This window comes from Sphingomonas yabuuchiae (assembly GCF_014199595.1).
GTDB classification, from domain to species: Bacteria; Pseudomonadota; Alphaproteobacteria; order Sphingomonadales; family Sphingomonadaceae; genus Sphingomonas; species Sphingomonas yabuuchiae.
In genome coordinates, this window is the sequence record NZ_JACHNX010000001.1 from 455,357 (window position 1) to 469,917 (window position 14,561).

The 14,561-nt window shown below is 65.3% G+C and carries 12 protein-coding genes and 1 tRNA gene; 7 read left to right on the forward strand and 6 right to left on the reverse strand.

Annotation, left to right across the window (positions count from 1 at the left end):
- The first annotated feature begins 16 nt into the window (after positions 1 to 16).
- From GGQ89_RS02225 to GGQ89_RS02240, 4 genes are all read left to right on the forward strand, one after another.
- Positions 17 to 1,081: a DNA-directed RNA polymerase subunit alpha gene (locus GGQ89_RS02225; protein WP_056430549.1), complete on the forward strand. Its 1,065-nt coding sequence runs from the start codon at positions 17 to 19 to the stop codon at positions 1,079 to 1,081.
- A 245-nt stretch (positions 1,082 to 1,326) separates the two neighbouring features.
- Positions 1,327 to 1,749 carry a 50S ribosomal protein L17 gene (rplQ, locus tag GGQ89_RS02230; RefSeq protein WP_056430546.1) on the forward strand — a complete coding sequence of 141 codons (423 nt, stop codon included), beginning with the start codon at positions 1,327 to 1,329 and terminating at the stop codon, positions 1,747 to 1,749.
- 318 nt (positions 1,750 to 2,067) lie between these two features.
- Entirely contained in the window at positions 2,068 to 3,621 is a 1,554-nt protein-coding gene (guaA, locus tag GGQ89_RS02235) for a glutamine-hydrolyzing GMP synthase (RefSeq protein ID WP_184103730.1), read from the forward strand.
- A 227-nt stretch (positions 3,622 to 3,848) separates the two neighbouring features.
- Positions 3,849 to 5,111 (forward strand): spinster family MFS transporter, encoded by a 1,263-nt coding sequence (locus tag GGQ89_RS02240; RefSeq protein ID WP_184103732.1) that lies wholly within the window; start codon positions 3,849 to 3,851, stop codon positions 5,109 to 5,111.
- On the opposite strand, the gene GGQ89_RS02245 is transcribed toward GGQ89_RS02240, so the two are convergent.
- On the reverse strand, positions 5,095 to 5,922 hold the full coding sequence (locus GGQ89_RS02245) for an undecaprenyl-diphosphate phosphatase (protein WP_184103734.1): 828 nt from the start codon (positions 5,920 to 5,922) through the stop codon (positions 5,095 to 5,097). The two genes, GGQ89_RS02240 and GGQ89_RS02245, sit on opposite strands and share 17 nt — an antisense overlap.
- Before the next feature lie 92 nt (positions 5,923 to 6,014).
- Positions 6,015 to 7,943 carry a BCCT family transporter gene (locus GGQ89_RS02250; protein ID WP_184103736.1) on the reverse strand — a complete coding sequence of 643 codons (1,929 nt, stop codon included), beginning with the start codon at positions 7,941 to 7,943 and terminating at the stop codon, positions 6,015 to 6,017.
- Positions 7,944 to 8,170: 227 nt separating this feature from the next.
- Here GGQ89_RS02250 and GGQ89_RS02255 point away from each other — a divergent pair, with 227 nt between their 5' ends.
- Complete coding sequence (locus tag GGQ89_RS02255) at positions 8,171 to 10,918, forward strand: TonB-dependent receptor (protein ID WP_184103738.1); 2,748 nt, start codon at positions 8,171 to 8,173, stop codon at positions 10,916 to 10,918.
- Between the two features lie 64 nt (positions 10,919 to 10,982).
- Here the strand turns inward: GGQ89_RS02255 and GGQ89_RS02260 are convergent.
- A tRNA-Arg gene (locus GGQ89_RS02260) sits at positions 10,983 to 11,059 on the reverse strand.
- Positions 11,060 to 11,139: 80 nt separating this feature from the next.
- On the opposite strand from GGQ89_RS02260, the gene GGQ89_RS02265 reads away from it, so the two are divergent.
- Complete coding sequence (locus GGQ89_RS02265; RefSeq protein WP_184104032.1) at positions 11,140 to 11,874, forward strand: queuosine precursor transporter; 735 nt, start codon at positions 11,140 to 11,142, stop codon at positions 11,872 to 11,874.
- Between the two features lie 307 nt (positions 11,875 to 12,181).
- On the opposite strand, the gene purQ is transcribed toward GGQ89_RS02265, so the two are convergent.
- The 3 genes from purQ to purC are packed head-to-tail and all read right to left on the reverse strand — an operon-like array spanning position 12,182 to position 13,859.
- A complete protein-coding gene (purQ, locus tag GGQ89_RS02270; RefSeq protein WP_056430531.1) occupies positions 12,182 to 12,850 on the reverse strand; it encodes a phosphoribosylformylglycinamidine synthase subunit PurQ in 669 nt (222 codons plus the stop codon).
- Positions 12,850 to 13,080 carry a phosphoribosylformylglycinamidine synthase subunit PurS gene (gene purS, locus GGQ89_RS02275; RefSeq protein WP_042486357.1) on the reverse strand — a complete coding sequence of 77 codons (231 nt, stop codon included), beginning with the start codon at positions 13,078 to 13,080 and terminating at the stop codon, positions 12,850 to 12,852. The genes purQ and purS overlap by 1 nt, the downstream gene beginning before the upstream one ends.
- Positions 13,080 to 13,859 (reverse strand): phosphoribosylaminoimidazolesuccinocarboxamide synthase, encoded by a 780-nt coding sequence (gene purC / locus GGQ89_RS02280; RefSeq protein WP_184103740.1) that lies wholly within the window; start codon positions 13,857 to 13,859, stop codon positions 13,080 to 13,082. Before purC ends, purS begins: the two co-directional genes overlap by 1 nt.
- A 277-nt stretch (positions 13,860 to 14,136) precedes the next feature.
- Here purC and GGQ89_RS02285 point away from each other — a divergent pair, with 277 nt between their 5' ends.
- Positions 14,137 to 14,526, forward strand: coding sequence for a hypothetical protein (locus GGQ89_RS02285; RefSeq protein ID WP_184103742.1), 390 nt, complete (start codon positions 14,137 to 14,139; stop codon positions 14,524 to 14,526).
- Positions 14,527 to 14,561: the final 35 nt, after the last annotated feature.

A 14,561-nucleotide genomic window follows, 5' to 3' on the forward strand; every position in this document is an offset into this window, starting at 1 on the left:
AACTCAGGGGAACCACGTGTCTGTCAACGCAAAGAACTGGCAGGAACTGAAGAAGCCCAACGCGCTCGAGAAAAAGGGTGGCGATGGCAAGCGGAAGGCGACGTTCGTTGCCGAACCGCTGGAGCGTGGCTTCGGCCTGACGCTGGGCAACGCGCTTCGCCGCGTGCTCCTGTCGTCGCTCCAGGGCGCGGCGGTGACCTCGATCAAGATCGAGAACGTGCTGCACGAGTTCTCGTCGCTCGCCGGTGTGCGTGAAGACGTCACCGACATCGTGCTGAACGTCAAGCAGCTCGCGATCCGCATGCAGGGCGAAGGCCCCAAGCGTCTCCAGCTGTCGGCGACCGGTCCCGCCACCGTCAAGGCCGGCGACATCGCCGTGTCGGGCGACATCGAGGTCATGAACAAGGACCTGGTGATCTGCCATCTCGACGAAGGCGCGACGTTCAACATGGAACTGACCGCCGACATCGGTAAGGGCTATGTCCCCGCCGCGTCGAACCGTCCGGCCGATGCGCCGATCGGTCTGATCCCCGTCGATGCGCTCTATTCGCCGGTCCGTCAGGTGTCGTACAAGGTCGATCCGACCCGCGTCGGCCAGGACCTGGACTATGACAAGCTGACGCTCTCGATCGAGACCGACGGCACCGTCACCCCGGAAGACGCCGTGGCCTATGCCGCGCGCATCCTCCAGGACCAGCTGGCGCTGTTCGTGCACTTCGACGACTCGGCGCTCACCCGCGCGGCCCCCGTGGGCCAGGCGGCGATCCCCGCCGCTGGTGGCGAGCCGCAGAGCGACGCGCAGCAGATCAACCGTTACCTTCTCAAGAAGGTCGACGAGTTGGAATTGTCGGTGCGTTCGGCGAACTGCCTCAAGAACGACAACATCATCTATATCGGCGATCTGGTCGGCAAGACCGAAGCCGAGATGCTGCGCACTCCGAATTTCGGCCGCAAGTCGCTGAACGAAATCAAGGAAGTGCTGTCGTCCATGGGTCTGCGCCTGGGCATGGAAATCCCCGGCTGGCCGCCCGAGAATATCGAGGAAATGGCCAAGAAGCTGGAACAGGAGATCATGGGCTGAGCCGCACGCGGATAGCGACGCTATCCGCGACACGGCGCAAGCCCGGCCGGCGGGTCGCCCACGGGCGACCCGTTCGACGTCAGGATCGCGGCTATGCCGTGATCCGGTCCGGCTCTCCAGCAGCTTTGCTGACCCGCTCCCCGGTGAAAGCCGGAGGGCAACAAGACAGGCGAAGGTGACGGCCTTGACGGTCACCGGCTCTGGGGTTCCGTGACACGGCCCCTTAACGAACGAAGGAACTACCCATGCGTCATCGCGTCGGCGGCCGTAAGCTGCAGCGTACCTCGGCTCATCGTACCGCGCTTTTCCGCAACATGTCGGCCGCGCTCATCAAGCACGAGCAGATCACCACCACCGTCGCCAAGGCGAAGGAACTGCGTCCTTACGTCGAAAAGCTGGTGACCCTGGCGAAGAAGGGCGGTCTCTCGAACCGTCGTCTGGCCCATGCCCGTCTGCTCGACGATGCGCAGCTGGTGAAGCTGTTCGACGTTCTGGCGTCGCGCTATGCCGATCGTAACGGCGGCTACACCCGCATCATCAAGGCCGGCATCCGCGCGTCGGACGCCTCGCCGATGGCGATCATCGAGTTCGTCGATCGCGACGTCTCGGCGAAGGGCCAGGATTCGGGTCCGGTCATGAACGAGGAAGATTTCGACGAAGCCGCGTAATTTACGCGCTTCTCGAAGACCTTCGAGGAAGGGCCGCTCCAGCGATGGAGCGGCCCTTTTCGTTTGTGTCTTGCTCCCCAACCGTGAGCAAGCGCTCCCCCTCCCGCAGGCGGGAGGGGGCCGGGGGGGGGGGGGCAGGGTGTCTCACGGAGACCATCGCTTGTGGCGTTCCCTCCCCCATCCCCTCCCGCCTGCGGGAGGGGGGCGTGCCAAGAATTGCGGTTTGCCCTTCTACGGCATCTCCATGACGGTCATTCACTCTACGGAAACACGTCCGCCCCGGTAGCTTTTCGCAAAAGACATCGCTATCGGACCGCCATGGAGCACCCGGACAGCATCCTCATCGTCGATTTCGGCAGCCAGGTCACCCAGCTCATCGCACGCCGCGTGCGCGAGGCGGGGGTCTATAGCGAGATCGTTCCCTTCCAATCCGCCGCCGAGGCGTTCGCGCGGATCAACCCCGCCGCGGTCATCCTGTCGGGCGGCCCCGCCTCGGTCGTCGACGAGAATAGCCCGCGCATTCCGCAGGCGATCCTCGACAGCGGCCTGCCGATGCTGGGCATCTGCTATGGCCAGCAGGCGCTGACTGAGCAGCTGGGCGGCAAGGTCGAAAAGGGCGACAGCGGCGAGTTCGGCGAGGCGTTCATCACCGTCGAGGGCGAATGCACCCTGTTCGACGGCCTGTGGGCGACGGGCGAGCGGCACCAGGTTTGGATGAGCCATGGCGACAAGGTGACGGCGCTGGCGCCGGGCTTCCGCGTCGTCGCGACTAGCCCCGGCGCGCCCTATGCGATCATCGCCAATGACGAGCGCCGCATTTATGCGATGCAGTTCCACCCCGAAGTCGTGCACACGCCCGACGGCGCCAAGCTGATCGCCAATTTCGTGCGCCATGTCGCAGGGGTCTCCGGCGACTGGACCATGGCCGAGTTCCGCGCCGCCAAGATCGCCGAGATTCGCGAGCAGGTGGGTGAGGGCCGGGTGATCTGCGGCCTGTCGGGCGGGGTCGACTCGTCGGTGGCCGCACTTCTGATCCACGAGGCGATCGGCGACCAGCTGACCTGCGTCTTCGTCGATGGCGGCATCCTGCGCCAGGGCGAGGCAGAGCAGGTCGTCAGCCTGTTCCGCGGCCATTATAACATCCCGCTCGTCCATGTGGACGCGCAGGACCTGTTCATGGACGGTCTGGCGGGCGTCACCGACCCGGAAGCCAAGCGCAAGTTCATCGGCAAGACCTTCATCGACGTGTTCGAGGCCGAGGCCAAGAAGATCGGCGGGGCCGAATTCCTGGCGCAGGGCACGCTCTACCCCGACGTGATCGAGAGCGTCAGCTTCACCGGCGGCCCGTCGGTGACGATCAAGAGCCACCACAATGTCGGCGGCCTTCCGGCGCGCATGAACATGAAGCTGGTCGAGCCGCTGCGCGAGCTGTTCAAGGACGAGGTCCGCGTGCTGGGTCGCGAGCTGGGCCTGCCCGACGTGTTCGTCGGCCGTCACCCGTTCCCCGGACCCGGCCTGGCGATCCGCATCCCCGGCGAAGTGACGCGCGAGCGTTGCGACATCCTGCGCAAGGCGGACGCCATCTATCTCGACGAGATTCGCAAGGCGGGTCTATACGACGCGATCTGGCAGGCCTTTGCGGTGCTGCTGCCGGTGCGTTCGGTCGGCGTGATGGGCGATGGCCGCACCTATGACTCGGTGCTGGCGCTGCGCGCGGTGACGTCGGTCGACGGGATGACCGCGCAGGCCTTCGACTTCCCCGGCGATTTCCTGCCGCGCGTGACGACCCGGATCATCAACGAGGTGAAGGGCATCAACCGCGTCGTGTACGACTATACCAGCAAGCCGCCCGGCACGATCGAGTGGGAATAACCAAGGCTCGCGATCCCGCAGGGCGGGGCTGCGGCTTGGTTATCCGGTGCCGCAAGGCACCGCGGATGTAGATGCCGTTTATTCCTCCCCTGTAAGGGGAGGTGGCAGGGCGCAGCCCTGACGGAGGGGTGTCACCATTCGCGAGGGTAGACCGTTCCCACGAACCGGGACACCCCTCCACCATGCTGCGCATGGTCCCCCTCCCCTATAAGGGGAGGAATGAAATGATGCCGATCATAACCCAATCCACCCGCCCTCGGCTGGTGCTGGCGATGCTGCTGGTCGTCTATATCTTCAACTTCGTCGACCGGCAGATCCTCGCAATCCTCGCCGCGCCGATCCAGCAGGAGCTGGGGCTGAGCGACCGGCAGTTGGGGCTGCTCGGCGGGATCGCCTTCGCACTGCTCTATTCGACGCTGGGCGTGCCGCTGGCATGGCTGGCCGACCGGACGAGCCGGAGCCGGGTCGTCACGGGCTCGCTGGTGCTGTGGAGCGGCTTTACCGCGCTGTGCGGGCTGGCGACCGGCTTCTGGCAGATATTCCTCGCGCGGCTGGGCGTCGGCATCGGTGAGGCGGGAGGCGTCGCGCCGTCCTATGCAATCATCAGCGAGTATTTCCCACCGCGTCGCCGCGCACTGGCGCTTTCCGTCTACTCGCTGGGGATTCCACTGGGATCGGCGGCCGGTGTGCTGGCGGGCGGCTATATCGCCGCGCGGATCGACTGGCGGACGGCCTTCATCGCGGTCGGGCTGGCCGGAATGCTGATCGCGCCGCTGGTCCGGCTGATCGTTCGCGACAAGCCCAGGGCTGCCCCGGTGGCGAGCAAGCCCGCCTTCGCCACGGTCGCGCGCACCCTGGCAGGCAAGCCGTCCTTCTGGCTGCTGTCCTTCGGCGCGGCGAGCGGCTCGATGATCGGCTATGGCCTGGCCTTCTGGTTGCCCAGCCTGATGCGGCGCAGCTTCGGGCTGGATCTGATTGCGACCTCGCATTTGCTGGCGGGGCTGCTGCTGATCGGGGGTGTCGGCGGCATCGTGGCGGGCGGCTGGCTGGCCGACCGGCTGGGCGCGCGGGATCGGGCGTGGTTCGGCTATATCCCGGCCTTCGCCTATCTGGTCAGCATTCCGCTGTTCGCGGGCGGCATGCATGGCGGGGATGTGCGCATCGCCTTTGCGCTGTTCCTGCTGCCCCAGGCGCTGTCCTATGCGTGGCTGGGGCCGGTGCTGTCGGCGGTGCAGCATCTGGTGGCACCGCCCGAACGCGCGACGGCCGCCGCGCTCTTCCTGCTGATCAACAACCTGATCGGGCTGGGCGGCGGCATCTATGCGCTGGGGGCGCTGTCCGATGCGTTGACCCCGCTCTATGGCAGCGACGCGTTGCGCCATGCGATGCTGGGCGGCCTCAGCCTTTATGCGGTCGCGGCGCTGCTGGTCGGGATGGCCGGTCCCCATCTGCGCCGCGACTGGGTGGAGCCGCTCACCGCGCCGGAATGATGTTCCAGGCGAGCATCGCGAAGACCGCCGCACCCGCAACGATGCGATAGATCACGAAGGGTAGATAGCCGCGCGTCGATACCAGCCGCAGGAAGACGACGATCACGCCGTAACCGCTGACAAAGGCGACCAGGGTGGCGAGCAAGGTCGGCCCCGGTCCGAACGTCCCGAACCGTCCCCAGCTATCGGCCAGTTCGAACAGGCCCGACGCCAGCACCGCCGGGATCGCCAGCAGGAAGGAGTAACGCGCCGCCGCCTCGCGCGTGTAACCCAGCAACAGCCCCACGCTGATCGTCCCGCCGGAGCGCGACACGCCGGGGACCAGCGCCATCGCCTGCGCAAAACCCAGGATCAGGCCGTCGCGCCACCCCAGCCGCTCCAGCGGCTTGCGCTTCGCCCCGATCCGGTCGGCCGCGCCCAGCACCAGCGCAAAGACGATCAGCATCGTCGCGGTGATGCGCAGGTCGCGCAGCCCCCCTTCGATCTGATGCTTGAACAACAGGCCGAGGACCGCGATCGGCAGGGTGCCGAGGATCACCAGCCAGCCCATACGCGCGTCGGGGGACAGGGTGGCGGGACGGCGGATCACCGAACCCAGCCAGGCCATGGCGATGCGCCAGATATCGTTGCGGAAATAGAGGAGCACCGCCGCTTCGGTGCCGATCTGGGTGATGGCGGTGAAGGCCGCGCCGGGATCGTTGCCGGAGGGGAGCAGGGCGCCCGCGATGCGCAGATGCGCGCTCGACGATACGGGCAGGAACTCGGTGATGCCCTGCAACAGGCCCAGGAACAGCGCTTCCAACCAAATCATTATGAGTACGAACCTTTATGTGCGGTGCCCGCCATAGGCCGGGGGACGATCAGGGGCACCCCGAAAGTCGCCCGACCCATCGTTCCGCCGTGTCAGCCGTGCTTGCGATGCGCCTCGGCCAGTCGCCAGCGCTCCAGCTGGGTCAGCACATCGTTCGCGATCTGCCCGACGGTAAAGCCGGTCAGGTCGCGGAAGCCCGTTTCGCCATTGGTCTGTGCCGCGAGCATCCAGGCGAGGCTGCGGCGACGCTCGGGCGCCTCCAGCGCGGTATAGGCGGGCAGCGGGCGCGAGCGGGGGGACAGGCGATAGACGAACGGGCGACCCTCGCGCGCGGTGATGGTCAGCTCGACCTTGTCCTCCGCGCTGTCCAACTGGCTGGCGGTCCAGCCTTCGGCCTCCAGCGCCTCCTTGACCGATTGCAGCGCCGGTTCGCCCTGTGCGTGAAGCTGGGCCAGGATGTCGGTGCGGCGGGCGGGCACGATCAACCGCTTGATCCGCTCGCTGATCGCCGGGCCGTCACCGGGCAACGTCACCCCCGCCAGATCGGCATTGGTCTGACGCACCAGCCCCACCGCCAGCAACAGCATGATGAAGCAGAAGGGCAGGGCGGCGAGCAGGGTCGCCGACTGCAACGCGCCCAATCCGCCCGCGACCAGCAACAGCGTCGCCGTGGTGCCCAGCAGCACGCACCAGTACATACGCTGCCAGCGCGGCGTCTCCTCGGTGCCGCCCGAGGCCAGCGTGTCGATGACCAAAGCGCCGGAATCGGCCGAGGTCACGAAGAAGAAACCGACCAGGACGATGGCGAGCGTCGAGGTGACGCTGGCGGCGGGCAGATATTCGAGGAACTTGAACAAGGCGGTCGACAAATTCGCCTGCACCGCGTCGGCGATCCCGCCATGCGCACCGCCGAGATCCAGCGAGATCGCGGTGTTGCCGAACACCGTCATCCACAGAAAGGTGAAGGCGGTCGGCACGAACAGCACGCCGATCACGAACTCCCGGATCGTCCGTCCGCGCGAGATGCGGGCGATGAACATGCCGACGAAGGGCGACCAGGCGATCCACCACGCCCAATAGAACAGCGTCCAGTCCGCCATCCAGGCGCGCGGCTCATAGGCATAGAGGGTGAAGGTGCGCTTCACGAAATGATCGAGATACAAGCCGAAATTCTGGACCAGCGCGCGCAGCAGGAACAGGGTCGGTCCGACCGCCATCACGAACAGCATCAGCAGGACGGCGAGCACCAGGTTCAGCTCGGACAGGCGGCGAATGCCCCGATCCGCGCCGCTCAGCACCGACAGGGTGGCCGCGCCCATCACCAGCACGATGACCGCGATCTTGACGGTCAGCGTGTCGGGCACGCCATATTCGTAATTCAGCCCCGCCGTCATCTGTGACACGCCGAAGCCCAATGAGGTCGAGACGCCGAACACCGTGCCGCACACCGCGAAGATGTCGATCGCATCGCCCAGCGGGCCGTTGATCCTTTTGCCCAGGATCGGCGACAGGCCCGACCGCAGGGTCAGCGGCATGTCCTTGCGATAGGTGAAATAGGCCAGACTCATGCCGACCAGCGCATAGATGGCCCAGGCATGGACGCCGTAATGGTGGAAGGTGATCGCCATCGCCTCGCGCGCGGCCAGGATGGTGCCGCTGGGCGCTTCGGGTGGCGAGATATAATGCTGGATCGGCTCGGCGACCGCGAAATACATCAGGCCGATACCCATGCCCGCCGCGAACAACATGGCCAGCCACGACAGATAGGGAAAGTCCGGCTCGGCATCGTCCGGCCCCAGCTTCAGCTTGCCCGCAGGGCCGAAGCCCAAGGCCAGCACCACGACCAGGAACGCCGCGACCGCCGAGATATAGAACCAGCCGAACGTGTCGATCGCCCAGGCCTGCGCCGCCTTGAACGCGGCATCGGCGGTGCCGGGCATGGCCAAAGTCGTCACCAGCAGCAGCGCGATGATCCCGGAGGCGCCCCAGAAGACGCGCGGGTTGATTTCACTCTTCATCATATCAATGGGTTAGCATTGGTGGGCCGGAATGGCGAATGGGCGGCCCGAAGCAGGCACGGCACGGGATCGGGCCACAGCGTGCGGCGACCGGGAGAAGAGGGTAGGGAGACAGCCATAATAACGGTCGAAATGGTCGTAAGTCCCTGTATCCGCGTCCGGCTTAACCGGCCGGTATGATTGTTCCGTTATGCCCTGGATCAACGACATAAGATTCTGGGGAGTACGTCATGCGACTATGGGGGCTGCTGCTGGCATCGACGGCGGCGTTGGCGGTAACGGGAACGGCTTCGGCCCAGGGTTTGCGCGGGGTGGCACCCGCGCCCGCACCGAAGGACAAGCCGGACGAGAAGAAGCCGCAGGCCGAGTCGCCGAATAACGGGGATATCGTCGTCACGGCCACCCGCCGCTCGCAACGGCTGTCGAGCGTGCCGATCGCGGTCAGCGCCTATGGCACCGTCGCGCTGCAGAATTCGGGCGCGACCGATATCCGCCAGATGACCCAGTTGGCGCCCTCGCTGCTGGTCAGCTCGACCGGCTCGGAGGCGAATGCCACGGCGCGGATTCGCGGCATCGGCACGGTGGGCGACAATCCCGGCCTGGAAAGCTCGGTCGCGGTGTTCATCGACGGCGTCTATCGCAGCCGCACCGGCTCGGGCCTCAACGATCTGGGCGAGGTCGAGCGTATCGAGGTGTTGCGCGGGCCGCAGGGCACGCTGTCGGGGCGCAATTCCTCGGCGGGTGCGATCAGCATCTACACCAAATATCCCGCCTTCAAATATGGCGGCTATGGCGAGGTCAGCTACGGCAACTACGATGCCGTGCGCGTCGCCGGCGGCGTGACCGGTCCGGTGATCGGCGACACGCTCGCCTTCCGGATCGACGGTGTGTACAACAAGCGCGACGGCTTTCTGTACGACGTCGTCAACCAGACCGACTATAACGACCGCAAACGCGCGTTCGTGCGTGGCCAGCTATTCTGGAAGCCGACGGACGATTTCTCGATCCGCCTGATCGGCGACTATACCCACCGCGACGAGAAGTGCTGCGGCGCGGTCTATATCGACACGCGCGAGAAGGTCGATCCGACGCCGGGCGTGCCGGGCGATGCGGCGATCAACCCGCAGAACCGCATCGTCAACATCCTGCGCAGCCTGGGCGGTGTCCTGCCCAGCGCGGGCGATCCTTATAACCGTCGGATCGCGCAGACGCCGGGGCACGCCTATTCCAACGTGACCGAGGATTATGGCGTGTCGGCGCGTGTCGGCTGGGACATCGGCAAGGTCCAGCTGATCTCCATCTCCGCCTATCGCGAATATAAGGCGGGCGGTGCGGGCGATGTCGACTATAGCAATGTCGACATCATCGATCGCCCGAATAACGGCCTGGCCTATCGCCAGTTCAAGACCTTCACCCAGGAAACACGGCTCAGCGGCTCGATCCTGAACAACCGGCTCGACTGGCTGATCGGCGGCTATTTCGCGCATGAAGACCTTCAGGTGTCGGACAATCTGACCTTCGGCTCGCAATATGGCGCCTTTTCCGCCTGCCGCGTCGTCGCGACGATCAACCCGACGGCGGCGTTGCAGAACCCCGCCAATCCCGGCTGCCTCAGCGCGGCGGGGCGTGCCGTCCTGACGGGCGCATTGGGGCCGACGCTGGTCGGGACGATCGACCGGCTGAGCACGATCAACAATGTCGGCTCGCTGCGCGATCTCTATGACCAGACGAGCACCAACTATGCCTTCTTCACCCACAATATCTTCCGCGTGACCGACACGCTGAGCCTGACCGGCGGGCTTCGCTACACCAACGAACGCAAGAGGCTGCGCGCGAGCTTCGAGAACAACAACACCGCCTGCCCGTTGCAGCAGGCCGCGCTTCGTCCGTTCCTGTTGAGCGGCAATCCGACATTGGCCAATCTGGCCGGGGGCATCGTGACGTTGAGCTGCAACGGCAATTCCTCGTCCGCGCTGACCGGGCTGCCGCTGTCCGACTCGATCAGCGAGGGGCAGTTCACCGGCACCGCCGTGGTGTCGTGGAAGCCGGTGGCCAGCACGCTGGTCTATGGCTCCTATGCGCGCGGCTACAAGGCGGGCGGCTATAATCTGGAGCGGTCGGACCTGACCCCGAACGTGTTCGGGACGCCGACGGCGGCGTCGGTCACCAATTTGCGCTTCGATCCCGAAACGGTGAACGCCTATGAGCTGGGCGTGAAGTTCACCTCGCGCACCTTCACGCTGAACGCCGCCGCCTTCCGCTCGGAGTTCAAGAACTTCCAGCTGAACACCTTCAACGGCACCGGCTATATCGTTCAGAATATCAGTGCGTGCAGCAGTGATCTGGGCGGAGCCGACCGCGACGACTCGCCCAATACGGGGCGCTGCACCGGCAAGGTGAAGGCCGGTGTGGTGACGCAAGGGATCGAGCTGGAAGCGGGCATGTACCCGACGCGCGACGTCACCTTCAACCTGGGCTATACCTATGCCCATACCAACTATGCCCGCAACCTGGTCGGCAGCGACGCGGGCGAGCCGCTCAGCAACGCGCTGTTCCTGCTGCCCGGCAGCATGATGTCGAACGCGCCGCGCCATGTCGTGACCAGCTCGGCCAGCTGGACGCCGCCGATCGCCGGGACCGGGCTGACGGCGTTGTTCTATATTGATGGCCGCATGACCAGCGACTACAATACCGGCTCCGACCTGTTCGCCGAAAAGAAGCAGGACGGCTTCTTCCTGATGAATGCGCGCATCGGCCTGCACGGCAAGGACCAGCGCTGGGCGCTGGAATTCTGGGGCCAGAACATCCTCAACACCAACTATCAGCAGGTCGCCTTCAACATGCCCTTCCAGGGCTCGGGCAGCCTGTCGCAGGTCCAGCGTTTCGGCGCGCCGACCTATGCGACCGCCAATACGCTGTTCGGATCCTATCTGGCCGAACCGCGCACCTATGGCATGACGCTGCGCACGCGCTGGTGACGGCCATCCGGGGGAGGGCGCGCGTGGCGCTCTCCCGCCAGGGTTCGTCCGGTGATGTGATTATTGGCGCGCCCGGAGGGATTCGAACCCCCGACCGAGGAGGTAGAAGCTCCTTGCTCTATCCAACTGAGCTACGGACGCGCGGATGCCGGTGTCCCTAGCGTGGTTTGCGTGGGTTGGGAATGGCGATAAATGTCGCCGCTCACGGTGAAGGGATCGGTATGGGCGTGGAACGGGTGGTGGCGGATCGCGACATGGAACGCGGCGCGTTTCGCTGGTTCGACTTCGTCATGGCGGCGTTCGTGACCATCCTGTTGCTGTCCAACGTCATCGGCGCGGGCAAGGTGGCGGTCATCGACCTGCCGCTGGTCGGGCAGTGGCCGTTCGGGGCAGGCATCCTGTTCTTTCCGTTGAGCTATGTCATCGGCGACGTGCTGACCGAGGTCTATGGCTATGCCCGCGCGCGCCGGGTGATCTGGGCGGGGACGGCGGCGGTGCTGTTCATGGCGTTCATGAGCTTTGTCGTCGTGGCACTTCCCCCGGCACCGACCTGGACCAATCAGGCCGCCTATGAGGTGATCTTCGGCCAGGTGCCGCGCATCGTGCTGGCCAGCGTCTGCGCCTTCTGGGCGGGCGAGTTCGTCAATGCCTATGTGATGGCGCGGATGAAGCTGTGGACCGGCGGGCGGCACCTCTGGTCACGCACCATCGGCTCGACGCTGGTGGGGCAGGGGGTGGACAGCCTGATCTTCTATCCGCTGGCCTTTTGGGGAGCCGAAGGCTGGACGCCGCATCTGGTGGTCGTGGTGCTGTTCACGCAATGGGCGCTGAAGGTGGGCTGGGAAGTGCTGCTGACGCCGGTGACCTATCTGATCGTCGGCTGGCTGAAGCGGGCCGAGGGGGTGGATGTGTTCGACGAGGGCACGGACTTCACGCCGTTTCGGGCGCGGGTTTGAGTTGGGTTCACGCGAAGACGCGATGACGCAAAGGGTTTGAGATTGGTTCGCGCAGAGGCGCGGAGAACGCAGAGGTGTCGTATCCGGCGGCAGCCGGCCTATGTCTGTCACCGGGGCGCGGCAGAAGGGATAAGGTTTCCGCGAGGCCGGACACCTCCGCGTTCTCTGCGCCTCTGCGCGAACCAACATCTTCTTTGCGTCTTCGCGGCTTCGCGTGAATAAAAAAGGGAAGCGAGTTGCCTCGCTTCCCTTTTCAAATGTCATCCCGTGGCCTTCGACTTCGCTCAGGCTGAACGGCTGGGTGGGGTCAGGCCCCCACCATCTCCAGCAGGCCTTCGAACAAGCGGCGGCCATGGTCGCCGCCGTGCGCGGCTTCGATGCGGCGCTCGGGGTGGGGCATCATGCCCAGCACGTTGCGCTTCTCGTTCAGCACGCCCGCGATGTTGCGGGCCGAGCCGTTGACGTCCTCGGCATAGCGGAAGGCCACGCGGCCTTCGCCTTCCAGGCGGTCGAGCGTGTCGGCATCGGCGAAGTAGTTGCCGTCATGATGCGCGACTGGGATGCGGATCGTCTCGCCCTGTTCGTACAGGCGGGTGAAGGCACTGTCGGTGTTCGCCACCTCCAGGTTCACGTCGCGGCACACGAAGTTGAGCGAGCGGTTGCGCATCAGCGCGCCGGGCAGCAGGCCGGTCTCGGCCAGCACCTGGAAGCCGTTGCACACGCCGAACACCGGCGTGCCCTTGTTCGCCGACTCCACCACCGCGCGCATGATCGGCGAACGGGCCGCGATCGCGCCGCAGCGGAGATAGTCGCCATACGAGAAGCCGCCCGGCACGCCGATCAGCCCCAGCCCTTCGGGCAGTTCGCTGTCGCCGTGCCAGACCATGGCCGGCTTGACGCCCGTCACCGCCTCCAGCGCGACGGCGAGGTCGCGGTCGCAGTTCGAGCCCGGAAAGACGATCACGGCGGTCTTCATCAGGCGCGCTCCACCCGGTAATTCTCGATCACGGTGTTGGCGAGCAACTGGCGGCACATCTCGTCGATCTGCGCGTCGGTCGTCGCGTCGGCGACTTCCAGCTCGATCAGCTTGCCTGCGCGCACGTCATTGACGCCCGCAAAGCCCAGGCTTTCCAGCGCATGGTGAATCGCCTTGCCCTGCGGGTCGAGCACGCCGGGCTTCAGGGTGACGAAAATCTTCAGCTTCATTACTTGCCCCGGCTCTTGCGGTGTTCTTCCAGATCGAGGACGGCGGTGTCGCCCCCCTCGGGCAGCAGGCCCAGACGGCGCGCCACTTCCTGATAGGCCTCGACCTCGCCGCCCAGATCCCGGCGGAACCGGTCCTTGTCCAGCTTCTCGTTGGTGGTCATGTCCCACAGGCGGCAGCCATCGGGGCTGATTTCGTCGGCCAGGATGATGCGACCGAAGTCGTTGTCCCAGATGCGGCCGAATTCCAGCTTGAAGTCGACCAGGCGGATGCCGATCGCGGCGAACATGCCCGACAGGAAGTCGTTCACGCGGATCGCCAGGTCGGCGATGTCGTGCATCTCTTCCTGGCTGGCCCAGCCGAAGCAGGCGATATGCTCGTCGGTGACCATCGGGTCGCCCAGCGCATCGTCCTTATAATAATATTCGATGATCGTGCGGGGCAGCTTCACGCCCTCTTCGATGCCCAGACGCGTGGACAGCGAGCCCGCCGCGACGTTGCGCACCACGACCTCGATCGGCACGATCTCGACCTGGCGGATCAACTGCTCGCGCATGTTCAGGCGGCGGATAAAGTGGGTCGGAACGCCGATATGGTCGAGCATGGTGAAGACATGCTCGGAGATACGGTTGTTCAGCACGCCCTTGCCGTTGATCGTGCCCTTCTTCTGGGCATTGAACGCGGTGGCGTCGTCCTTGAAATACTGGATCAGCGTGCCGGGCTCGGGGCCCTCGTACAGGATCTTGGCCTTGCCTTCGTAGATTTGGCGGCGGCGAGCCATGCGGCGGTCCCCTGAAATGAGTACAGCCCCGGCGCCCCCATGCTGAGGCCCGAGGCGGGATGGCGCGCCTATAATGGAAGGGGCGCGGCGGCGCAATGGAGTTGGGCGCCATATGGGCATGGCCTGATGGACGGTATCGTCAAGGATGACGGTGCCGTCATCTGCAATACATGATGAACAATTTTTGGAAGACGGATTAAAGAATTGTAAGATGGAAAGTAACGGAAACTGATCGGGTAGATCACGGGTTCTGGCTATGCTTGCAAAGGAGGTAGTCATGAACAAGCTGATGATCGGTGTTGTTGGTGGAGCCCTGATGCTGACGGCGGGAACTGCCGTGGCGCGCCCCATGCATGCGGCGCACCAGCCGCAAATCTGGGAGCAGGCGCGGGTCCCGCTCGCCAACGGCATGGAGGCCATCGCGGTGGTGAAGAACGGCAACACGGAGCGCACGGTCGCCTGCCGCGATACGGCAGATGTCCTTGCGACCTTCCGTCCCGAAGTCGTCGCCTTCCAGCCGGTGCGTGGGCCACATGGCAAGGTGAAGACCGATGAGGATATCGCCGGGGTCGAGACCTTCACTCCCGTCGCCTTCCAGAACTGCACGGTGGCCGCGGGCGATCACTTCCAGCAGGATGTGACCCAGGCGCAGGCGAGCCAGGCCTGACCCCGGTCCATTTGCCGGAGAGGAAGCGGGCGTGA